The following is a 21,229-nucleotide window of genomic DNA, read 5'->3' as shown; positions in this document are numbered from 1 at the left end:
AATACCATTCCACACACATTGCCCTCCCTCCTCTCGTCGGTCAGTTAATAAGTGTTCCATTACCCTTTCAGAAGAACTATTTAGAAGAAAAATTTAAGGAGAGTAAAGTGCCAAATACTTTGCTTTATCCAAGCAAAGTTACATAACGGGGCACATTATAGTACAAATATTGTAGTTTAGTGGATAGCGCATTTCCGCGCTATTTTACATAGTTACGTTATAAGGTCCGCAGGAGAATTATAACAAAGTAATTATGTAAAACAAAACTACGGTAAGTTCAACTATATTCTAATTGAGGCAGCCGCTTCATCTCGCCGCCAAATAATATCGGTCACTGGCTAATTTTATTTGTCACGGGTTATGTAAAATAGCCTTTTTGCATTAATTAAAAATCACGTATTCCAAAAGTGGATTGCCACAACAGCATTAAATTTTTGAGGCTAAGTTTATATTCAAGACTCTATTTTACATAATAATTAACAACAACTTTTGTTTTTCTGAATTGGCGGACAAGCAACTAATCCATACGAACAATAAACGCAACAATCACCTTCTTTAGGTTTTAATGTTTCTTTACAATTTTCACATTCATAAAAGAACTGACAATTATTTGTTGGCATTTCTTCTTCTTTCTTATGCCCACATTTTGGACACGTAATTGTTGATTTTAATTGTATTTCCTCCATCATTCTATAATCTTATAACCGGTTTTTCCTATGGCATCCTTAATTTCTTTAGTAGTCACTTTTGTTTTGTCGTATTTGACAATTGTATTCGCTTTTTCGTGATTTGCTTTAACTTCAATTATTCCATTGAGTTCATTTACTTCACTTTCAATATGTACTTCGCATCCGGTACAAGTCATTCCTTTAATCTTGTATTCAACTTTACTCACATTAGTTTCTGATACGTAAACTACTTCCTTATTTGTATTTGGATAAAATATTTGAGTGTAATATGGAAATGCAAGCATTAATCCTGCAAATAACGTAACTAAAAGCAGAAATTTTTTTGAGTTAATAAATTTTGGCTTTTCGTTTTCACATTCGCAATCAATTTTTTGTTTTTTTGGCTTCAAGGTTTGATACCAAGCTATTGCTAATATTAAAAGTGTAAGCGCAATTAAGAAAGGTCTAAACGGTTCAATCCAAGAGAATGTTGATGCTATTCCACTTGTTCCTGCTAATAAAGCTAAAATTGGCGTAATACAGCATAATGAAGCTGCTATTGCAGTTATAATCGTTGTGCCAACTAACTTCTTTTCTAAATTCATAATTTATCTTCTAGAACTTTATTATTGTCTAATATTTTAAAAAACGGAACCAATAATGATATTTTTTCTTTCTTAATTGAATAGAATATAGTTTGTGCTTCCTTACAGGAGAAAATAATATTTCTGTCTTTTAATTTTCTTAAATGCTGTGAAATGGCAGAAACATTCATTTCTAAAATATCACTTAAATCGCAAACACAAAGGCGTTCCTCTTGATTCAGCAAATACAATATCTTTAAACGAACAGGGTTACCAGTTAAACTTAAAATGTTAGAAAGTTCTTCAAAAGAATTTTCCATTTTTTGAACAACTTGCCTACAGTTCATTATTTGTTTAGCGTCGGCTTCTAATCTAATGCAAATGGCTTTTTCCATAGTTCAAATTTATAATTATTAACTTATTTAAGCAAATACTTAAATACATATTTAAATATTACTTCTATAGTCTGTCCATACACACACGTACATATACTCATAAATAGAATACACACCCCTCCTACCGTCAGGCACTAGTAAGTGTTTACTCACAAGATATTTATTGTTTTTTAAAGGAGTTCATGAACCTCGTACCTCGGTTTTATTACATTTTATAAGAATCTATTAGAAAAAATTTATAAAAGAATAATATCTAATACTTCTTTACCCTAGAAAATGCCAAAACGCCTAATAACAAAATAGAAAAGCGGTATAATCAGATGTTAAATACAATAGTAATAAGTAATTATATTCTTTAAGCGAATCTTTCAAGCTAGCAATATATCAACAGTAAACATTCTTACTTCTTGGAAGTTTGCTCCAAATAAGTGCTCTCAAAGATTTTATCTGCATTTGCAGCTTCAAAGCCTTCCCTTCTATGCTCTCTTTGTATTTCATTCTTGTCTAAAGAGACAAATTCTGGCAATATGGATCGCTCCGCAAATTCCACATAACTACCTGAAATTTTCATGATTTCGTTATGGGCAAAAGTGGCATCTACCATTTCGGCTACCGAACTACTTTGGCGTAATAAACCGTCCTTACTGGTTTTTATTTTTCCCCCAGAGGTATTAAGCACAATCCCCAATTCTTCTAAAAACTCATTAAATACTTCCAATGAATTATATGGGGAAGGCAAATCATGGACACTAATGGTGTAGTGATTTAAATAATAACGATTGTAGATGACCCAAGCGGCATATTCGCTTTCTTCCGATAATTGTTGAAAATGGGCTAAGGTTGGCAATTTCCATAACGGCTGATAGAAAAAGTCACCAACTGCCTTTGTATCGTCCAAATCAATGGTATCTATAGGGTCTGTGTTGATGGCGTTGGTATATTCAGAAATGATACTTTGCGCTTTACTAGATAGGTCTTGTACTCTTAGCTCACTAATGAAAATTCTAGGATACTCCGGGCTTGGCGGTGCATACCAATAGGCATCTAGTTTTTTACCTGGAAAATAGTAGGAGTCCATTTTGGTGTATCCGTAGTGCAAAAATATCTTTTCAAAAGAAGAAATTCCTAAATTAGGAACACCTAAGGTACGAAAAGCAATATGGTCATTAACGATTTCATCTTCGTTAGAAATCATATCGGCATCGATCATTGCCTTGGAGATTTTTTCTACATCGGTAACGCTTTTTTTATAGGGAAGAAACAAAGCGGTCAACACTTTATCTAAAGAAGTATTTTGTTGAAAATTCATAGCAACCAGGTATTAAAAACTAATTATGCAATTAATTTGATGTAATTATTTTACAAAGTTCTTATCTAATTTGACAATTAACAATTAACATTGTACATTTATTGATAAGTATGACTAATCAATTAGAATTTAGACATCTCCACTATTTTTTGGTGTTGGCAGATACATTACACTACCGTGAGGCGGCAGAGAAATTGTACATTTCACAATCTGCCCTGAGCCAACAAATACAGCGTTTAGAGTTTATTTTGGGAAAAAGTCTGTTTATACGCAACAATAGAAAGGTGCGTTTAAGTGCTGAGGGAATTCTTTTTAAACAAGAGGCTGTGCTGATACAAAATCAGGCTACCGTATCCATGGAACGTTGGAAATCTGCAGTTTCTGGCAAACAAGGATTGCTTAAAATTGGATTTGTAGCTTCTGCCATGCAAACATACTTGCCCACTATTATAAAGAAATTTACCGAAACGCACCCGAATATTGAATTTTACCTGAACGATCTTAGTAACACCGATCAGCTTTCCGCTTTAGAAGCAGGCAGAATTGATATTGGATTTATACGTTCTAATGTTGTTCCCGCTACACTGAAAATCAAGTCGGTCTTTAAAGAAAAATTCGCTTTGGTATTGCCAAGAGATCATGCAATTTCTACATGTAATTTTAAGGATGTGTCGCAATTGTCAGATGAGTCTTTCATCTTATTGCCAAACGAGAATAGTCAAATGTACTATGACCAAATTGTAGCGCTTTGTAACGATTATGGATTTGCTCCTAAAATATCGCATCGATCAATTCATGCCCCTACGATTTTTAAGCTAGTGGAAGGCGGATTGGGTATTTCTATAGTACCCAACTCCCTTAGGGATGACCACAATACTAAAATTAAATTCATTGAACTGAATAATGTACCTCAGGAAACCGAGCTGTTTGCCGTTTGGTCCCAAAAAAATACAAATTTGGCTTTACCCTTTTTTCTGGAGATGCTGTAAGGCAGTTCTATTCTAATAATACAACCTAAAATCCAACAACCTACAGACATTGTAATGTCTTTGGTGTAGCTCTTCGACCACATCGAACATATTATCATTATGTTGTAGAAATTAAGAATTTTGCCTTTTAATCAACCTTCAAAAACTCCGGTAATACAACCTCTTCAATTTTAGCAATAGCCTCACTTACGGGTGTTTCAGACTTTCTTAGATTGATAGCCATATGGTTGACTCCTACATTTTCATATGCTTTTAAATATTCGGTAAGATGATTGATACCTACCGTACCACCAAAACGTTGTGGTTTAAAAGTAGCATTGTCGTCTTTAGACAGGTTTAAATGTATAGCCGAGATATAAGGCTTTGCTGCTTGGTCTTCATCGTACAAAGCATTACACCAGTATTTTCTGTTTTCTAAAGTTTCCGCTACCGGCCTTGGATAATTAAACCAAGCTTGTGCGTTTTTTGCTATCCAATTAATACTTTGTCCGGAATGACCAGCGATTACAAGCGGAATGTCTTTTTTCGGTTTAGGATAAACTTCTATACCGTTAGTTAAATAATTGTATTTAGATTTTAAATTGCTATTAGTTTTCCAAGCTTCTTTAATGATATCAAGATTGTTTCTAAAGATTTCAGGTCTTCTTTTATAATCGATATTGTACATCGGGAACTCCACAGGTCTGTCGCCCAATCCCAAACCTAACAAAAGTCTGCCATCACTTAAATTTTCTATGGTAGCAGCAGCTTTTGCCAATTTTATAGGCTGTTGCAATGGTAATACTATTGCTGCCGTACCCAACAAAACGTTTTTGGTAGCTGCAGCTAAATAACCCAAGTATGGTAAGGTGTCAAACAATTGTGCACCATCGCCAAAGTTAGGGTCGTACACCGGAACATCGCGCATCCATAAAGCGGAGAATCCTGCTTCATCAATTTGTTGTGCCAATGCTAAATGATTGGAAATATCGGGTACTCCAAAAGGTCTGTTGTCTTCCAAGCGTTTGCGATTTCCTTCGGTTGACCAATCGTTATCTAAAGGAAACTCTATACCAAGTGTCATTTTACCTGGTTTGTAAAGTTTGTCAAATGGATTCATAGTGTGTGTTTTAAATTCATCAGGTATCCTTTAAGACACCTGATGAACAATATGTTTAAGCATTCCAGATACGATCTGCTTTGTATGGTCCGTTTTCAACTTCCCAAAATTTACCGTCAATAAAGCGATGTCCTTTGTCTAAATCTTTCAACAACGACATATCTTCTTCGGTGAGCGTATGGTTTAACGTCTCTAAATTCTGAAGCAATCTCGCTTCATTTATAGATTTAGGAATTACCGCAATGCCTCGTTGTATTGTATATGCCAATGCGACTTGTGCAGGCGACATATTTCTTGTGTTGGCGATGTTTTTTATCGTATCATTTTCCAACAAACGTAGTTTGGAATTTTTATCTACAAGCGAACCTAATGGTGCGTAAGCGGTGAGCAGCATATCGTTTTGTACGCAGAATGATTGTAATGCTTCTTGCTGTAAAAACGGATGCATTTCTACTTGATTCATCTCTGGTTGATGCACTGCAGTCGCTATTATTTCTTTCAACTGATTCTCATTGAAATTGCTCACGCCAATATGCTTTGCAAGTCCTTGTTCTAAAGCAGCTTCCATCCCTTTCCAAGTATTGGTTAATGGCACTTCTGATAATGGAACAAAATCAGATGCTTTTTCTGGCATTTCCGTTCCTTTTTTAAGAGCGACAGGCCAGTGGATAAGATACAGGTCTAGATACTCTAGTTGTAAATCTTCTAAAGTTTGATGTAGCGCAGGAATCACATTCTCTTCACCGTGAGAAGCATTCCATAATTTGGAAGTCACCCATAAATCTTCACGCGTAACCAAACCTTGTTTTATGGCTTCAGCAATAGCATTACCTACTTCTTTTTCGTTTCCGTAAGCTGCAGCACAATCTATATGTCTGTATCCCATTTTTATTGCGGTAAGTACTGCATTGTACACTTCATTAGGTTCAGATCTAAAAGTTCCTAAGCCTAAAATTGGCATTTTGTCGTTATTTCTAAATTTTAATGTAGTCATCATTATATTATTTATATTTTTTCTTTTTTGAATAAAACTAGGGTCAACAAGAATCCTACAATTACTAGAATACCACCTACCCAAGGAGTCGCTTCAATTCCTAAGCTCGATTCTACAACCATTCCGCCTACATAGGCACCAATGGCAATTCCAACATTAAACGCTGCGATGTTTAAGGCAGATGCTACATCTTCGGTTCCTGGTAAGTATTTTTCAGCCATTTTTACGACATATAATTGTAATGCCGGTACGTTTGAAAACGCTAGGATTCCCATAAAAAATAGGGTTACGATGGCAAAAATCTGACTAGAAGCGGTGAAGTATAATACAAACAACACTATAGCTTGTAAAGCAAACATTACCAATAAGGCTTTTCCTGGTTTGTTGTTAGAGACTTTACCACCTATGATATTTCCAATTGCGATGGCAATACCATAAATTAAAAGGAATATACTGGTCATATTTGAAGAGAAACCGGTTACTTCTTCCAACAAAGGAGTTAAATAGGTAAAGGTTACAAACGTACCTCCATAACCAAATGCGGTAATGGCTAATACCAATAAAATAGACGGATTCTTGATCACTTTTAATTGGTCTATAAGACGTAATGGCGCTGATTGTTTGATGTTTTTAGGCACCAACGCTAAACTAGCTATTGCACCTACTAATCCTAATAGGGCAACACCAATAAAGGTTGCTCTCCATCCAAAATTCTGACCGATATATGTTCCTAAAGGCACACCAGTTACAATAGCTACTGTAAGACCAGCAAACATTATAGAAATTGCAGTTGCTCTTTTATCTTTAGGCACCAAACTAGCTGCAATGGTAGAACCGATAGAGAAAAATACACCGTGCGCAAAACCTGTTACCACTCTTGATAATAGCAACAATTCAAAACTTGGAGAGATAGCTGCTAATCCGTTACCAATGATGAAAAGCAACATAATACCCATTAATAATTGTTTTCTAGGAATTTTACCTGTTAAGGCAGTTAAAATGGGAGCACCAATGGCAACACCAATGGCGTACAGACTTACTAATAACCCTGCTGATGTTAATGAGGTGCCTAGGTCACTTGCAACGGTAGATAATAAACCTACAATTACAAATTCCGTTGTTCCTATGGCAAATGCACTTATGGTCAATGCCCATAATGCGGCTGGTAGACTCTTCTTTTTGGCTACCGTAGTATCTCTATGTATTGTTGATGTTTCCATAATTTATAATCGTTTTATGTTATTGTTATTTAATGGCAACAGGATTTATTTGTACTTGCGTAGAGCCTTCATATAAAGGGTGACCTAATACAAAAAGGAATTCCCAAGCTTTATCTTCTACCAACTCATCTACAAGAATATTTTCCAATACTTGTACACCGTATTCAGTTGCCATCATTTGATTTACAGGGAAAGACAGTGCGCTATTTTCGTGTGGTACTGCTTCAAAAGACCAGTTGTCTGCACCTGCTGCAACAATTCCTTTTTTACCTAAATAATGTGCAGCTTCAGTACCAATTCCAGGTCCGCCAGCTAGGTAACGTTTGTCATCTTTACCCATTAATTTGGTCCATCCTGTATAAAACAGAACCACATCTCCTTTACGGATTTCAATGCCTTGTTTTTTGGCTACTTTTTCAATGTCTTCAACTGTAAAAACAGTACCTTCTTTTACAATATCTTGATTGTAGTATGAGCGCATATCTAGCACAACACCTCTAGTAACAATTGGAGGTAATTTTTCTAGACCTAATTTTTTTACACCAGAAACGGTTAAAAAATCTTCTACTTTATGTCCGTTATAATGCACATTGTCTCTACCGTAATGTGCCAATCCGTTTATTTGAGATCCAACACCTGTCCAACCAATCAATTGATCATCTACGTAGGTGAATTTATTAGAACCTGCAGCGGCAGTTTCTGGTTGTAAAGTTTCAATATGAAAGTATCTGTGACGGAAAGCTGCGGTTTCTGCATTTACCACCATTCCTAAGCGGTATACTTTTCCTTTTTTAACCAATTTTACGGCATCTAAAACCGTTTCTTCATTTAAAAGATTAAGTGCACCAATTTCATCGTCTGCTCCATAAGGTGACGTTGGTACTTGTTGTGCGTTTGTACTTAAAGCAGTAAAAAGTGTAGCTGCTAACGCCATTGTTTTTAAAGTATTTACTATTGTTTTCATTTTATTATATTTTTAATTTCTGATACAAATTTCCGATTAAAGCCAAGTGTGTGCGAGGATGTACATCACCATTTTAAAGTGATGTATGTCACATTTAACACTGCTCATACATCACTTTACTTTTAATTTTATTTAATCTTGAAGCTTCATTTTTAACACCAAATACGGAGGTTTACTGGCATCTTTTCCTTCATTTAACAAAGGCAGATTATGAAGCTGATTTGCCACGATATACAAGTAGTTTCCGTGTATAGCAACACCATCTGGCCAAGACAGGTCTTTTTTAGATTGTGCAATGGTTTTCATTCCCGAAGGCGTACTTTCTACAATAGCTGAATTTTCAACATCGGTGACATATACTTTACCGTTTACACCCACTTTAAATCCGTCAGATTTTGGTTTGTTGGCATAAAACTCGATATACTTATTCAGGTCGCTATCTTGCTTACTTTCATCCGCTAATACAGCAGATGGAATACGGTAAATTTTGGTATTCCCCATTGCACCATAGTAGATGAAATTGTTTTTGTCATCTATAGAAATTGGATTTAAAGGATATCTTGGCTGTATGGTAGTACCATCTTTTCTTTTATGAGAGACCAATCTTCCGTGAATTTTCACTGGTTCATCTGCCGACAAAAATGAAGCATTCCCTTCCAGAACTCGTCTTATATAACCTGTTTCTAAGTTTATCACTACAAAAGCAGGTGCAATTGGCGGATTTAAAGCATCGGTCATATCTGCAATTACCGCAATGTTGTTTTTCACATCAATCACAAAATCTTGTAAAAAAGGTTTTGTTGACAATACCGTATTCGGAATAGGAAAAACCTTTGTTACATTACCGGTTACCAAATCAAAACCCACCAATTTTGGAACCTGATTTTGTTTCACATTACCCATATCCAACACCCAAAGTATTCCGTTAGCATCGGCTTGTATTCCGATAGTTGAATTGATACCTTTTATACTTCCGTTTTCTGGTTTTACAATCCATTCTTTATCTCCAAAAGGAATAGCTTCTCCATTAGGTAAAATTTCTTTCACCATATACTTTGAAGCACTTAAGGCACTCATTGTTACAAATATTCTTCCGTCGTTAGACACCGTTATATTTCCTGGTCTTGATTCTGGAAATGTTGCTATCGTTTCTAATTGTGCTTGTGCTAATAGTGTAAAATTCATTACAAGTGCGAACAAGACTGTTTTTATAATTGTTATTGTTTTCATCGTTATTATTTATAAAAGTGAATATGATTTAATTAGTTGCCTAAAAATTTCTTTTGGGTTGAAGGGTCTACCCAGATTACATCGCTTGGGTCTCTGGCAATGGCATCAAAAACGAGCACGTCTAACGGACCTTCTAAAATTTTTCCGTTTCCGTGTGCTGTACCTTTGCCCCAAAAAAGTAAGTCGCCTTTTCCTGCAACAACAGGACCTTTATCGGTAACATAAAATTCTGCTTTGCCATTTAAAATATAGAGGTAAGCATCAGATTTTGCGTGGTAGTGCATAGGCACTTCGTCATACAACCTAAAGATTCTTACACCTGCGTGTTCACGATCTAATAATCTGATGTCTTTGATGATACCATTATGACTTTTAGGTAGTAGTGTTACGTATTCATCAATATTAATAATACCGTAGGCGTTACCCATTAAGGGTCTTTTGTTTTCTTGCGCATAGGCATTAAAACCTATGGCAATTACCGTAAATAATAGAAAAAGTGTTCTTGTAGTTTTCATAGTACATTGTATTTAATTGTTCGATACAAAATTCTATGAAAACCAAGGGGTGTGCGAGGACATACATCACGGATTTTTTGTGATGTATATCAATCTTGAAAAGTGATTTAGGTCACTTTTAGCTGTTAAAACGACTTAAAGTCTCTCTGGATACGCCTAAATAAGAAGCGATTAATTTTTTAGGAACGCGTTGAATCAATTTTGGAAGTTTGTTTAATAGGTACTCATACCTGCTTTCCGCGGTCATAGTAAGCAATGAAAGGATTCTTTGTTGCAGATTGATATAACCGTGGTTGGATTTAATTCTGAAAAAATTGGCAACCGCAGGTACTTCAAAGCAAATCTTTTCCCTGTTCTCTAGGGATAAACAGAAAAACTCGGAATCTTCAAGGCAATCAACAAAAATGGTTCCCGGTTCTTGATGTTGAAAAGCACAATGGTCACTCACCCAATAGTCTTCCATAGCAAATTGAAGAATGTGTTCTTTGCCTTTTTCGTCTATGGAATATGCTTTTACCAAACCTTTGATAATCCAATATTCAAAGTCTACAGGCTGCCCAACTTGTATTAAAAATTGGTGTTTTTTAAGACTTTTAAATTCAAAGTGTGATTGTACAAAGTTCCACTCCTCATCAGTTAAAGAAACGATTTCCTCAAAATGTTGTCTTAGTAACTGTAACTTGTCTTCCATAAAACAAAAATACTTTTCTTTAATAAATACCCAAGTAAAATAATCACCCTAGTTATTGATAACTAAAGCAAACTGATAATAAAGGAAAATTAGTATTTATATGCTCGGCGCTCTTACTGAATTAATAATACAACCTAAAATCCAACATTTTACAGATATTGTAATGTCTTTGGTGTAGCTCCTCTACCACATCGAACATATTATCATCTTCTTTGAAAAGATTAAAAAAGGCTTTATCTAGGTTGGCACTGCTAACGCCGTTGAAAGCATTACCATAGCCAGAGACAGCTTTTGCGTTGGTGATGTCCAAAAAATACTGGGCTTCATCCTCGTCCAAATCTAGAATTTTGGCATTGGAGAAATGCAGGATCTTGCCTTTTAATCGGCTTTCAAAAATCTCCGCAATTTCCTGTAAGGTGTAATAGTAATCGTTTAGGCAAATACTATTGGCTTCGCCATGCATGACCAAATAGATTATTTCATAATCCTTAAAATTATGATCATCTAAGACCAGTGCGTTTAGACTGTCTTCCAGACCTTCAATAGTATCGCATGTTTTATAAATACTTGCAATACCATATTTCATGGCCAATTGTTCCAAGCTCTGTTGCGCTTCGGTCAGTAATTCATTTTCGATATCATCGACACCTTCTAAACAGTATATGAAATGGTCTTCATCTGTTAATTGGGTTTGGGGTAATTGTCGTCTTTTTTCTAGCAAGCTTTTGTATTATTTGGGGAATATGAAATACAAAATTACAGCAACTGTTGTATTCTTTTTAGCGTTTTTGGGATAAATATAAGTTCTTATGGCTAGTGCTTCCCTCCTACTGATAGTTATTGGGTTTTGCTAATGCTGCTAATTTTTGCCTCTAGATTTCAACCTACGTAAACCAAGTTTAATCAAGATGGCTATTAAAACTAAAAAATAAATACTGGTAGCACTACTTTTAATAATTGAAAATAAACTATTGATATGTACAGAAGTTTCCGTAACCGTTGGGTAGGCATTCAGCATAGTTACAATACCAATGTTTTCAAAATAATCTGCTATACCGGCAATTACTGGTAAAAGACACAGATATAGGTAGTTTTGGTTTAGTCCAGGTAGTATCTTTAGGAAATATGCTAGAACTGCTGCATAAGAAATACCAAAGAGTAATGGGTAAATCATATCAACAGGAATTTGTTTGGTAAGATACATTTGACGACCGGTATTTCCTAGTGTCTGCAAAAGGGTGTTTACATACTCTAAATCATATCCGGCGGGCATCATATCCAATAATTGTAATCCGTTAGAGAAGGCCATCGTTGCCGGTATGGTAACTAAAAGCATATACGCATAAACGATATTGGTTAACAAGAAAAGCACCAGAACCTTTTTCCCTGATCGTTGTTTTTCTAACTGTTTAATGATTCTTCCCATTTTTCTAATGTTTAATTAATTTTCTTTCGATGAACTATAGATAACGGGCATTTTACCCTTCCATGTGCTCCATAAGTTTTTGTCATTGATAAGGCTAGCCATAAAATGAGCGACATTGATACGGCTAACTTTACCGGCATTAAATATAGCGCTACGCGTGGGTGAAGGAAAAATTTCATAATCACTTACTTTTTCTTCGTTAATTAATCCGTCCGGTCTTACAACTACCCATTCAATGGCTGTAATGTTTTGTCCAATTTGTGTCCTTAAATAATCTGCCGCCATTTCATTATCTATATGAGGAGGAAGTAGTACGCGAAGCAAACCGATCACGCATTTTTGAGCGAAAGAGATACTTTCGTCCAAATCACGATTTCGATTACCGGTCGTATTCATTAGAACAAACTTTGTAGTACGTTCCAATTTATTGGATTCTATGGCATTGCATAAACGTTTTGTAGCATCGGCAACCAATCTTCTAGGTTGACCGTAGATACCATTCCAGGTTAAATTGTGTCCTAGGCATGATGCCACTGCATGGCAATCGCTTAACAAATCTTGCATTTCGGTATCGGTAAGGTCTAATATACTGGCTGTAATTATTAGAAGATGCTTATTGTTCTTCCATGATTCAGGGAGCTTATGGGGAGAACGAACAACAACTTTTACGGAGTGTTGTTGCAAAAGAAGTTGCGCTACCAATTGACTACCTGTGGCACCACTTGCGCCGACCACTAAAATTTTCATATTGATTGATTGATGATTGATTGATGATTGATGATTTGTCTTTAGGACGATGAGAAACTATAATTGTTACATGTTCAAGTATTTAACTTTAAGAGAGTTACAAGGTTTTGGTATTATTTTCCTTTACGTAGTATTTTAACCACTCTGCTATGTGTTATTTGTAGCAAATTCCATTGATAGCCTTCAAAATCGGTCGTATTCATGAATTGAACAACCACGGCATCAATATCTTTATGGTATTCAGCCAAACATTGATATCCAGCAGCCAAGCCACCGTGATTAAATTCATACAGTGATGTGTAGATTTCCATTTCTTGTTCATTGAGCAAGGTTCCGTTGTTCAATGCCCTTAAGAACGTGCCAACATCTGCTGCGGTAGCCAGCATCATGCCATTGTCCTCATATTTAAAATCTTCATCGATACCCACATAATAACCGCTCATTACATCATCTATGTTTACTTCGCTAAGCGATCCGTAAGTATGGTTAAGCCCTAAAGGAATCAGAATTTCCTGTTTAAAATAATCTTGACGACTACCTCCTGTTACCTGCTCTATAACTCTAGAAAGTAATAGGTAATTGGTATTGGAGTAGCCATAATCCTTGTTGGGTTCAAAGTTCGCTGGTAAATCCAATGCATATTTAAGCACATCTACATCGGTGTTCGGTTGGTTTTTCCAATACTCAGGATTGTCGGTGAAATTGGGAATACCGCTTCGGTGCTGTACCATCATTCTCAACGTAATTTTATCGGCATTTTCAATTCTACTCGAAAGCTCAGGAAAATAATCGGTGAGCGGTTTATCTAATGAGATACGATCTTCATAAGCTAATCTTGTAATAGCAACAGCAACATACAACTTACTTATACTTGCAATTTTGAATAAGGCGTTTGGTTTGGCAGGTATTTGCTGTTCTTTATTGTGGTACCCAGCGGTATAGAATGCCGGTGGTTTGCCCGCTTCATCAACATACACGATTACGCCGTCAAAACCATGGCTTAACGTTTGGTCTACTTGCTCTTGAACCGTATTGGGCAATGGTAAAATCCATGCTTTTTCTAAAATCCAAGGGACGAACCATAAAGAAATGAACGTACTAACAAATAAAACTACTCTGAAAATCTGTTTGTTCTTACTGACTTTAGGTTGGGCATTTTCCATGATGCATTGCTTTGGTTTGATTGATGATACAAACTTACAGCGTAACAGTAAAGAAATAAATTACGAATTACCGAAATGTATATTATTGAGGATGAATTGAATACTATTGGTTTAACATTAGCAAACCCTTTTTAATAGGAAGGCAATTAAAATATAGCGGAGTAAGTACGTTTTAAAAATTTCGAAAACAAAAAATAGCGCAGAAATGCGCTATTTTTTATTTTACTATTATTAAGAAGTCTACAACCCCGCTAACTTGAACTGCGTAACAAAATCATCATCAATATCTTTGTAGCTATTGGTGCAATACACATGGTCAATAGTTTCTTTGAGTTCATCAAAACCATAGTTGAATTGGGCGTGGGTAACATATAAATACACTTCCGCGGCACCCTGTTGTTTCAACGCTTCCGCCAAGAATTTGAATGTTCTTCCTCCATCGGCTAAATCATCGACGATAAGACATTGTTTGCCGTTTACATCACCTTGAATACTAATTACCGGAGCACCATCTACTCGTACTTTATTGGACGGTACCAAATCGGCATTCAATTTTTCAGCAATTTCATGGGTGGTTTTATACGCACCAGCATCGGGACTCACCAATACAGGGTTACCAATGTGTTTAAAAGCCTTTTCAACGTAATCTACATGAGATATTTTTTCGGAATTATCAATTAGCGCCAATGAAATAGGACTGTGCGGATGTAAAATAGCCACGGAGTCGAATTTCATATCATTGATAAACTTACAAATTACCTTTAAATCGAACGATTCTCCTTTATTGAATCGCCTATCCGAACGCTGCCCTATCAGACAAAAGATAGTGAGTTTGGCAACGGCTGTTTTGTTGGTGGCATTTTCTGCATCCCAGGCTTCTTTAATGGCTGCGGCCTTAAAAAGATCTTCGTAGCTGTTACCTCTAATTTTTATATGAATATCTCCGCCTTCAATGATTTTGGCAGTTACTTGTCCGTCTTTAAATCTTTTGCTTTCGTATTTCATGTGTTAATTCTTGTTGTTGAAATTATCAATTTCCTGTTTCAAAATATAATTTGAGTTTCCGTAGCTTACAATGCTTACATCTAAAGGCGTTTTTCTAAATTTCTCTAGCGCTTTGAACATTGATTCTAATATCCAATCTAGATCATTACCAAAAGCACCACCGCCTACCAAGGTTAAAAAGACCTTGTTTGACTTGTTGTTTTTTAGATTTAATAATGCCGTGTATAATGTGGCTTCATAAGTAGCCTCTAAAATTATTCTGGCAAAATTTTCCCAATAATAAGATTCGATATACGAATATGCTACAGGTAGTGCAGCACAATATATTTGAGATACTATCTGTTTTTCATCCGTTAGAGTAACTTCTGTATTCCATTGTATTCCTACCTTTAGTTTACCTTTTAATTTCTCTCTTTGGGCATCTGTAAAGCACCCTAACTGCTTATTAATACTGAGCAAGCCTTCTTGACTTAAAACAGCATAACCGTTCTTCATTTTCCATAATTGGAGCTCTTGATTATGAAGCTCTTTACCGATTTCATCTAAACAATCAATTTGATAGGTACCCGTTTGCCCAATTTGGTTTTCAATAGGCACAAAATAGTTTCTGTAAATGGTACCTGCACCACAAGCTATGGCGCACGCCGGTCCTTGGGTAAAGTCATTTTCGTAAATACCAACTCCCGCTTTAGGCGAAACCTCAGGACCAATCATTTCCAATAGATTAAATTGAGAGGCTGCTTGAAATAGTGCATTTGCATTATTTGGATCGCAATGTACTTTTTGAATATCAGCCACCAATTCTGAGACCTTTATTTGGTTAGAAGTGTTTACCCGTAAATCCTGTTTTCTTAGTTCTTCTAAAGAGGAAACATCTAGTTTTCCGAATTGAAGGGATCTGTTATTGATTTTAGAAATTAAATGCTTTCCATCAATACTGATATGATCACGTACATTACTAGGTGATAATTCTACAAATCCTGTCAATTCTTCAAACCACATGATAAGATATTTTTAAAGATTGCTATTGATACGGTCTCTTATCTCCTGTATATTCACCTGGTTTACAAATTTCCCGTTTTCATAGATTACCTGTAACTCGCCCGTATTTTCTTCTTGAGGAGTCACCTGGTCTACCAATACATATTCGCCATTTTGTAATTCCACTTTTACCAATCCCTTTGCAGATTTTTTAACACCGTCATCGGTAATAGGATCTTTGAAAATTTCCCTACGCTCACCATTTACCACCACAGAAGTTGCTTTCATGGCAAAACCAAACGTATCTCTTGTATTAAATTGGTAAGTAAACGATCCAATACCCAATACCACGTTAGTTGTGGCAAAGCCTTTATTGCTTAAGCGTTGACAAATAGCCTCTGCTCTTTCTGTGGTAATACTATCACCGTAAATAGCGCCAATATGTGCATCTAGCACTTTATAACCCTGTTCGTTTACGGTACCTCCAAAAATATCCCAAAGTAGCTCCACTACCCCTTTATCCTTAGGAGTGTTGCTGCCAAGCTCACGAGACTCGCCACAAATGATATCTACAGGATCGCCGCTATCTGGTCTGATCACTAATTTGCCATCTCTAGAAAGCACCTCTTCTTTAAGTTTTGGTAGGTATTCGGTCAATACCTTCCATAAATCCCAGGTATCACTAACCACGGATAAAATGCCCGTTGGGTAGGTTTGCATTAGGGTTCTGAACGTTCCAATTTCATCATCTTTGGTACCTGCACACATAACGGAGTGTTCGGTAGCATTTACAGAGCCTACCACAAAACCTTCAGCTTTGTAATATTTACGTAGGCTACTAATGACCGGTAAGGTATCTGACCCCAAGAATACAGATGCATGCCCCATACCAGATGATATAGCACTTTGCAGACCGCCCATACCTCTCATGGAAAAATCGTGTCCCTGAAAATCGATGAAAGCCAAGTTGTCCTTATCGGTCTTTAAGGTCCATTTTTTAAAAATTCGTTTGTAACACAAAGCAATAGATGCTGATGTCATTGGCTGCCAAAGCATGGTAGATAAAATGGTCTCTAGGAAATTGGTGATCCAGTAGAATTTTTTATCCGTGTTCACAACGGTAACCATGGGAACCCTTACAGGTACCTCTACCCCTTCTATGATAGATTTTACTTTAATGGGCAAGTATTGAAGATCGTGTAGTTCCTCATAATGCGTAACATCATAATCGGTACCCAAATACAACGACAGCTCTTCTTTCAATTCATTACATACCAGAGCTTTTGGTTTGGAAAAGAAGTTATCTTGAAAATAATCATGTAACCATTGAAAAACATATTGTTGCCCAAAAGAAACTACTTTGTCGCACCCTTTGGGAGCGTATTTGTTGCTTCTTGGTGTCCAGTTAGAATATACTTCTTCTGTACCTTTAGGGTATTGTTGGTGGTGTCCTGTTTTGTATCCGTCGGTTAATAATAGTCCGTTCATAATCGTTATTTTAAATACTGTTTTTTAATAGTGTTTTTGCTTCTTTGAGGGTATTGAAAATTGGAGTGCTGTATTTTTCGCAAAGTATATGTACATAATTGTGTTTATAAAATTCTTGCGGACAAACCACGATCAGCTTGCCAGACTGTACATATAGTCCTAGTTCCACAAGTGAAATAGGAGATTTGGAATCTTTTAGAAAATTGAGCAAAATAAAATCTGATTGCTGCATGGCCTCTAACTCCCACATAATATGATGCTTTAATTCCGCATTGCTTAAATCATCATGCTGTGTATGTGTAGGGTCAAAAATATGGTGCGAACCAAATTCGCCAATGATTTCATCTCTCCAACTATACTCCTGTCTATGGTCCATACTACCTGCTAGGAAAATAGAACGTAAGTTGTCCTTATTTATTGGTAGTGTATTTTTGGAAGTAAATAACATAAAATTATATTTGCGTAATTATGACGCAAATATAAAACATAATTTAAATTTACAAAGAATTATTTTGCGTTTATTTTACGCAAAATAAAAAAATCAATTATATCTCGAAGATGATTCCTTCCTTTTTAAGCTTGAAATACCTGTCTTTATTGAACATGAACAAGTTTGCGGGCCTACCGGAACCTTTAGAAACTTTTTCATCTAGTTCATCTAAAACATTAAGACCTAGCATTTTTTTTCTAAAATTTCGCCTGTCAATAGCTCTTCCTAGTACTGCAGCATACAGTTTCTCTAAATCTGAAAACGGGAATTTTGTGTCTAATAGCTCAAAACCAATAGGTTCATACGTTATTTTAGCCTGTAACCTAGTTATGGCAAGTTTTAGAATCTCGGCATGATCAAAGGAAAGTTCTGGGAGATTGTTAATGGTAAACCATTGTGCCTCTTCGGCATCAGTGGATGCCAATAATTTAAAGGCACTGGGTTTTATAAGTCCAAAATACGCAACGGATACTACCCTATTTCTGGGATCTCTATCCGGTTTGCCAAAAGTGTAAAGTTGTTCCAGATAATTGATTTTAATACCTGTTTCTTCCTTTAGCTCCCGCTCTACAGCTTCTTCCAGCGACTCTGAGTCTAAAACGAATCCGCCGGGTATTGCCCATTTTCCTTTAAAAGGTTCATATTTTCTTTTGATGAGTAATACGGATATGGTTTCAGATTCATACCCAAAAACTACGGCGTCTACAGAAAGCTTGATAGATTGTTGCATACTATGCGTATATTTTACGCTAATATATGAAAGATTATAGAATATAAAGTGCTCCTTTGGAAGCTTAAACTACATCACTGATATAGTTATACAATAAAAGTCTTGGTGTAGGACTTAACAGATATTGATGAATTTGAAATAAACTGGTAATCATAACAACTTTCACCATTATATCTCATATCTAATTCCTAACTTAGCCATGTAGACTTTAGGAGTAGCTATTTCATAGTTTGAGAAATATCCTTAGAACCTGATTTGATTAATATCAACGTAGGGAAAAGTTATCGGGAACAACTACCTGTACTTTCCAATTATCAATTCATTTTCATATTCCCCTAGTTTACACTGTAATCAAATCAATGTAGCCATGTGCTCTTGATTAAATTTTTAAGCAGATGATAAACATAATTGTAAACGACACCCCTCACCTATTTAGGCCTGACACTACTTTAGACCTTATTATCAAAGAATTGAAGATTTCCGAAAATGGTATCGCCGTAGCGGTCAATGAGAATATTATTACCAAGAGTGCTTGGAACACCAAAACGCTGAACGAAAATGATAAAGTTTTAGTGATCAGGGCTACACAAGGAGGATAAAATTCTACTTCAAATTAGTAATAACACTAGGTACAAGAGATAACGACCACAAAAATCACCGTACAAGAATATGAAGAATAAAGATACAGCACCCAAACAAGGCGGTATAACCCGTAAACCATTTCCCAATTCCCAAAAAATTTACGTACCGGGAAAATTGTATCCTGAAATAAAGGTAGCAATGCGCGAAATAACGTTGACGGATACCATAGATTCCTTGACCAAAAAGAAAACTCCTAACGAACCGGTAACCGTTTATGATACTTCTGGTCCGTATACCGATCCTAACATAGAAATAGATGTGCACGCCGGTATTGAGCGGATTCGTGAAAATTGGATCAAGGAAAGAGGTAATGTAGAAGAATTGGATACGTACTCATCAAAATATTGCAACGAGAGATTGAACGATAAAAGTTTAGATCACATGCGTTTTAAGCTGTTGAAGAAACCGTTGCGGGCAAAAAAAGGCGAAAATGTTACGCAGCTACATTATGCTAAGAAAGGGATCATTACTCCAGAGATGGAGTATATAGCCATACGCGAAAATCAGCGTATAGATGAAATGACCCAGATTAGGGAACAACATAAGGGCGAACATTTTGGAGCGTCTATTCCACAAAAGATTACGCCCGAATTTGTAAGGGACGAAGTGGCACGTGGCCGTGCCGTAATACCTTCTAATATTAACCACCCAGAGGCAGAGCCTATGATCTTGGGGCGTAATTTTCTGGTAAAAATAAATGCGAACATAGGTAATTCCGCAGTGACCTCCTCTATTGAAGAAGAAGTGGAAAAGGCGGTCTGGGCATGCCGTTGGGGAGCGGATAACATTATGGACCTGTCAACAGGTGAAAACATTCACGAAACCCGTGAATGGATCATCCGCAACTCTCCTGTTCCGGTAGGTACGGTACCCATTTACCAGGCATTGGAAAAGGTGAATGGAGTTGCAGAAGATCTTACATGGGAGATTTTTAAGGATACCTTAATAGAACAAGCGGAACAAGGCGTAGATTATTTTACCATTCACGCCGGGGTATTGCTGCGTTATATACCAATGACCGCAAAGCGCGTAACGGGTATTGTATCTCGTGGAGGGTCTATTATGGCAAAATGGTGCTTGGCGCATCATAAAGAGAGCTTTTTATATACCCATTTTGAAGAGATCTGCGAGATTTTAAAACAGTATGATGTGGCATTCTCATTAGGCGACGGTCTGCGCCCGGGCTCGGTAGCAGATGCCAATGACGAAGCTCAGTTTGCAGAACTGGAAACCTTAGGGGAATTAACACAAATTGCGCGCAAGCATGAGGTACAATGTTTTATTGAAGGTCCTGGCCATGTACCAATGCATATGATCAAGGAAAATATGGAAAAGCAGATCCAAGTTTGTGATGAAGCACCTTTTTATACTTTAGGACCCTTGACTACTGATATTGCGCCGGGTTATGACCATATAACCTCAGGAATAGGTGCGGCAATGATCGGCTGGTACGGTTGCGCCATGCTATGCTATGTAACCCCAAAAGAACATTTGGGCCTACCCAATAAAGAAGATGTTCGTGTAGGTGTGGTAACCTACAAATTGGCGGCCCATGCCGCAGATTTGGCAAAAGGCCATCCGGGTTCTCAACACCGTGACAATGCATTAAGCAAAGCACGATTTGAGTTTAGATGGGAAGATCAATTCAACTTAGGTTTAGATCCAGAACGCGCCTGCGAGTATCATGATGAAACCTTACCTGCGGCAGGGGCTAAAATTGCCCACTTCTGCTCCATGTGCGGACCCAAATTCTGTTCCATGAAAATATCTCAAGAAGTACGTGATTTTGCTGCAAGCAATGAAATTGTAAATAATGAGGTCATTCAAAAGGGAATGGATGAAAAGTCAAAAGAATTTAAAGAGAAAGGTTCAGAAGTCTATCTTTAAGTGTTCAAGGAA

At 36.5% G+C, this 21,229-nt stretch carries 23 protein-coding genes and 1 riboswitch; of the genes, 3 read left to right on the top strand and 20 right to left on the bottom strand.

Annotated features, from left to right (window positions below):
- Nucleotides 1–476 precede the first annotated feature (476 nt).
- The 4 genes from CSC80_RS19720 to CSC80_RS15340 all read right to left on the bottom strand — a co-directional run bounded on the left by CSC80_RS19720 (nucleotide 477) and on the right by CSC80_RS15340 (nucleotide 2,956).
- Nucleotides 477–686 (bottom strand): GDCCVxC domain-containing (seleno)protein, encoded by a 210-nt coding sequence (locus CSC80_RS19720; RefSeq protein WP_099193379.1) that lies wholly within the window; start codon nucleotides 684–686, stop codon nucleotides 477–479.
- Entirely contained in the window at nucleotides 686–1,273 is a 588-nt protein-coding gene (gene merTP, locus CSC80_RS15350) for a mercuric transport protein MerTP (protein WP_099192956.1), read from the bottom strand. The genes CSC80_RS19720 and merTP overlap by 1 nt, the downstream gene beginning before the upstream one ends.
- On the bottom strand, nucleotides 1,270–1,647 hold the full coding sequence (locus tag CSC80_RS15345) for a metalloregulator ArsR/SmtB family transcription factor (RefSeq protein ID WP_099192955.1): 378 nt from the start codon (nucleotides 1,645–1,647) through the stop codon (nucleotides 1,270–1,272). The genes merTP and CSC80_RS15345 overlap by 4 nt, the downstream gene beginning before the upstream one ends.
- Before the next feature lie 400 nt (nucleotides 1,648–2,047).
- Complete coding sequence (locus tag CSC80_RS15340) at nucleotides 2,048–2,956, bottom strand: DUF1338 domain-containing protein (protein WP_099192954.1); 909 nt, start codon at nucleotides 2,954–2,956, stop codon at nucleotides 2,048–2,050.
- A 110-nt stretch (nucleotides 2,957–3,066) separates the two neighbouring features.
- Here CSC80_RS15340 and CSC80_RS15335 point away from each other — a divergent pair, with 110 nt between their 5' ends.
- The gene (locus tag CSC80_RS15335) at nucleotides 3,067–3,945 is read left to right on the top strand and encodes a LysR family transcriptional regulator (protein ID WP_236973412.1); all 879 of its coding nucleotides are present in this window, start codon (nucleotides 3,067–3,069) and stop codon (nucleotides 3,943–3,945) included.
- Nucleotides 3,946–4,072: 127 nt separating this feature from the next.
- On the opposite strand, the gene CSC80_RS15325 is transcribed toward CSC80_RS15335, so the two are convergent.
- The 16 genes from CSC80_RS15325 to CSC80_RS15250 form a co-directional block, all read right to left on the bottom strand.
- A complete protein-coding gene (locus CSC80_RS15325) occupies nucleotides 4,073–5,044 on the bottom strand; it encodes a TIGR03571 family LLM class oxidoreductase (RefSeq protein WP_099192952.1) in 972 nt (323 codons plus the stop codon).
- A 55-nt stretch (nucleotides 5,045–5,099) separates the two neighbouring features.
- Nucleotides 5,100–6,041 carry an aldo/keto reductase gene (locus CSC80_RS15320; RefSeq protein ID WP_343224353.1) on the bottom strand — a complete coding sequence of 314 codons (942 nt, stop codon included), beginning with the start codon at nucleotides 6,039–6,041 and terminating at the stop codon, nucleotides 5,100–5,102.
- Between the two features lie 8 nt (nucleotides 6,042–6,049).
- Complete coding sequence (locus CSC80_RS15315; RefSeq protein WP_099192950.1) at nucleotides 6,050–7,258, bottom strand: MFS transporter; 1,209 nt, start codon at nucleotides 7,256–7,258, stop codon at nucleotides 6,050–6,052.
- A 25-nt stretch (nucleotides 7,259–7,283) separates the two neighbouring features.
- The gene (locus CSC80_RS15310) at nucleotides 7,284–8,222 is read right to left on the bottom strand and encodes a cyclase family protein (RefSeq protein ID WP_099192949.1); all 939 of its coding nucleotides are present in this window, start codon (nucleotides 8,220–8,222) and stop codon (nucleotides 7,284–7,286) included.
- A gap of 132 nt (nucleotides 8,223–8,354) precedes the next feature.
- Nucleotides 8,355–9,452 (bottom strand): L-dopachrome tautomerase-related protein, encoded by a 1,098-nt coding sequence (locus CSC80_RS15305; protein WP_099192948.1) that lies wholly within the window; start codon nucleotides 9,450–9,452, stop codon nucleotides 8,355–8,357.
- Nucleotides 9,453–9,484: 32 nt separating this feature from the next.
- Nucleotides 9,485–9,967, bottom strand: coding sequence for a cupin domain-containing protein (locus tag CSC80_RS15300; protein ID WP_099192947.1), 483 nt, complete (start codon nucleotides 9,965–9,967; stop codon nucleotides 9,485–9,487).
- 118 nt (nucleotides 9,968–10,085) lie between these two features.
- Complete coding sequence (locus tag CSC80_RS15295) at nucleotides 10,086–10,658, bottom strand: Crp/Fnr family transcriptional regulator (protein WP_074674040.1); 573 nt, start codon at nucleotides 10,656–10,658, stop codon at nucleotides 10,086–10,088.
- A gap of 121 nt (nucleotides 10,659–10,779) precedes the next feature.
- Nucleotides 10,780–11,379 (bottom strand): DUF6642 family protein, encoded by a 600-nt coding sequence (locus tag CSC80_RS15290; protein WP_099192946.1) that lies wholly within the window; start codon nucleotides 11,377–11,379, stop codon nucleotides 10,780–10,782.
- Nucleotides 11,380–11,517: 138 nt separating this feature from the next.
- Nucleotides 11,518–12,084 (bottom strand): hypothetical protein, encoded by a 567-nt coding sequence (locus CSC80_RS15285; protein WP_099192945.1) that lies wholly within the window; start codon nucleotides 12,082–12,084, stop codon nucleotides 11,518–11,520.
- 15 nt (nucleotides 12,085–12,099) lie between these two features.
- A complete protein-coding gene (locus CSC80_RS15280) occupies nucleotides 12,100–12,831 on the bottom strand; it encodes an NAD(P)-binding oxidoreductase (protein WP_099192944.1) in 732 nt (243 codons plus the stop codon).
- A 113-nt stretch (nucleotides 12,832–12,944) separates the two neighbouring features.
- Nucleotides 12,945–13,994 (bottom strand): serine hydrolase domain-containing protein, encoded by a 1,050-nt coding sequence (locus tag CSC80_RS15275; RefSeq protein WP_099192943.1) that lies wholly within the window; start codon nucleotides 13,992–13,994, stop codon nucleotides 12,945–12,947.
- Between the two features lie 240 nt (nucleotides 13,995–14,234).
- The gene (locus CSC80_RS15270; protein WP_099192942.1) at nucleotides 14,235–14,999 is read right to left on the bottom strand and encodes a phosphoribosyltransferase family protein; all 765 of its coding nucleotides are present in this window, start codon (nucleotides 14,997–14,999) and stop codon (nucleotides 14,235–14,237) included.
- Between the two features lie 3 nt (nucleotides 15,000–15,002).
- Nucleotides 15,003–16,001, bottom strand: a complete 999-nt coding sequence (locus CSC80_RS15265) for a hypothetical protein (RefSeq protein ID WP_099192941.1) — start codon at nucleotides 15,999–16,001, stop codon at nucleotides 15,003–15,005.
- Between the two features lie 12 nt (nucleotides 16,002–16,013).
- Nucleotides 16,014–17,468 carry a nicotinate phosphoribosyltransferase gene (locus CSC80_RS15260; RefSeq protein WP_099192940.1) on the bottom strand — a complete coding sequence of 485 codons (1,455 nt, stop codon included), beginning with the start codon at nucleotides 17,466–17,468 and terminating at the stop codon, nucleotides 16,014–16,016.
- A gap of 10 nt (nucleotides 17,469–17,478) precedes the next feature.
- Nucleotides 17,479–17,916 (bottom strand): nucleoside 2-deoxyribosyltransferase domain-containing protein, encoded by a 438-nt coding sequence (locus tag CSC80_RS15255; RefSeq protein ID WP_099192939.1) that lies wholly within the window; start codon nucleotides 17,914–17,916, stop codon nucleotides 17,479–17,481.
- Between the two features lie 97 nt (nucleotides 17,917–18,013).
- Complete coding sequence (locus tag CSC80_RS15250) at nucleotides 18,014–18,688, bottom strand: NUDIX domain-containing protein (protein WP_091604023.1); 675 nt, start codon at nucleotides 18,686–18,688, stop codon at nucleotides 18,014–18,016.
- A 200-nt stretch (nucleotides 18,689–18,888) separates the two neighbouring features.
- Nucleotides 18,889–18,982, top strand: a riboswitch (TPP riboswitch).
- Between the two features lie 101 nt (nucleotides 18,983–19,083).
- On the opposite strand from CSC80_RS15250, the gene thiS reads away from it, so the two are divergent.
- Nucleotides 19,084–19,287: a sulfur carrier protein ThiS gene (gene thiS, locus CSC80_RS15245; protein WP_091604025.1), complete on the top strand. Its 204-nt coding sequence runs from the start codon at nucleotides 19,084–19,086 to the stop codon at nucleotides 19,285–19,287.
- Between the two features lie 70 nt (nucleotides 19,288–19,357).
- Complete coding sequence (gene thiC / locus CSC80_RS15240) at nucleotides 19,358–21,217, top strand: phosphomethylpyrimidine synthase ThiC (protein ID WP_099192938.1); 1,860 nt, start codon at nucleotides 19,358–19,360, stop codon at nucleotides 21,215–21,217.
- The last annotated feature ends 12 nt before the right edge of the window (nucleotides 21,218–21,229 follow it).

This window comes from Maribacter sp. 6B07, from assembly GCF_002700155.1.
GTDB classification, from domain to species: Bacteria; Bacteroidota; Bacteroidia; order Flavobacteriales; family Flavobacteriaceae; genus Maribacter; species Maribacter dokdonensis.
The sequence above is the reverse complement of the archived record's forward strand: the minus strand, read 5'-3'. Positions and strand labels throughout refer to the sequence as shown.

What these genes read in the sequence shown, in the direction of transcription:
- CSC80_RS19720 (WP_099193379.1), bottom strand. Translation starts at nt 686, where the DNA reads ATGGAGGAAATACAATTAAAATCAACAATTACGTGTCCAAAATGTGGG.
- merTP (WP_099192956.1), bottom strand. Translation starts at nt 1,273, where the DNA reads ATGAATTTAGAAAAGAAGTTAGTTGGCACAACGATTATAACTGCAATA.
- CSC80_RS15345 (WP_099192955.1), bottom strand. Translation starts at nt 1,647, where the DNA reads ATGGAAAAAGCCATTTGCATTAGATTAGAAGCCGACGCTAAACAAATA.
- CSC80_RS15340 (WP_099192954.1), bottom strand. Translation starts at nt 2,956, where the DNA reads ATGAATTTTCAACAAAATACTTCTTTAGATAAAGTGTTGACCGCTTTG.
- CSC80_RS15335 (WP_236973412.1), top strand. Translation starts at nt 3,067, where the DNA reads ATGACTAATCAATTAGAATTTAGACATCTCCACTATTTTTTGGTGTTG.
- CSC80_RS15325 (WP_099192952.1), bottom strand. Translation starts at nt 5,044, where the DNA reads ATGAATCCATTTGACAAACTTTACAAACCAGGTAAAATGACACTTGGT.
- CSC80_RS15320 (WP_343224353.1), bottom strand. Translation starts at nt 6,041, where the DNA reads ATGATGACTACATTAAAATTTAGAAATAACGACAAAATGCCAATTTTA.
- CSC80_RS15315 (WP_099192950.1), bottom strand. Translation starts at nt 7,258, where the DNA reads ATGGAAACATCAACAATACATAGAGATACTACGGTAGCCAAAAAGAAG.
- CSC80_RS15310 (WP_099192949.1), bottom strand. Translation starts at nt 8,222, where the DNA reads ATGAAAACAATAGTAAATACTTTAAAAACAATGGCGTTAGCAGCTACA.
- CSC80_RS15305 (WP_099192948.1), bottom strand. Translation starts at nt 9,452, where the DNA reads ATGAAAACAATAACAATTATAAAAACAGTCTTGTTCGCACTTGTAATG.
- CSC80_RS15300 (WP_099192947.1), bottom strand. Translation starts at nt 9,967, where the DNA reads ATGAAAACTACAAGAACACTTTTTCTATTATTTACGGTAATTGCCATA.
- CSC80_RS15295 (WP_074674040.1), bottom strand. Translation starts at nt 10,658, where the DNA reads ATGGAAGACAAGTTACAGTTACTAAGACAACATTTTGAGGAAATCGTT.
- CSC80_RS15285 (WP_099192945.1), bottom strand. Translation starts at nt 12,084, where the DNA reads ATGGGAAGAATCATTAAACAGTTAGAAAAACAACGATCAGGGAAAAAG.
- CSC80_RS15280 (WP_099192944.1), bottom strand. Translation starts at nt 12,831, where the DNA reads ATGAAAATTTTAGTGGTCGGCGCAAGTGGTGCCACAGGTAGTCAATTG.
- CSC80_RS15275 (WP_099192943.1), bottom strand. Translation starts at nt 13,994, where the DNA reads ATGGAAAATGCCCAACCTAAAGTCAGTAAGAACAAACAGATTTTCAGA.
- CSC80_RS15270 (WP_099192942.1), bottom strand. Translation starts at nt 14,999, where the DNA reads ATGAAATACGAAAGCAAAAGATTTAAAGACGGACAAGTAACTGCCAAA.
- CSC80_RS15265 (WP_099192941.1), bottom strand. Translation starts at nt 16,001, where the DNA reads ATGTGGTTTGAAGAATTGACAGGATTTGTAGAATTATCACCTAGTAAT.
- CSC80_RS15260 (WP_099192940.1), bottom strand. Translation starts at nt 17,468, where the DNA reads ATGAACGGACTATTATTAACCGACGGATACAAAACAGGACACCACCAA.
- CSC80_RS15255 (WP_099192939.1), bottom strand. Translation starts at nt 17,916, where the DNA reads ATGTTATTTACTTCCAAAAATACACTACCAATAAATAAGGACAACTTA.
- CSC80_RS15250 (WP_091604023.1), bottom strand. Translation starts at nt 18,688, where the DNA reads ATGCAACAATCTATCAAGCTTTCTGTAGACGCCGTAGTTTTTGGGTAT.
- thiS (WP_091604025.1), top strand. Translation starts at nt 19,084, where the DNA reads ATGATAAACATAATTGTAAACGACACCCCTCACCTATTTAGGCCTGAC.
- thiC (WP_099192938.1), top strand. Translation starts at nt 19,358, where the DNA reads ATGAAGAATAAAGATACAGCACCCAAACAAGGCGGTATAACCCGTAAA.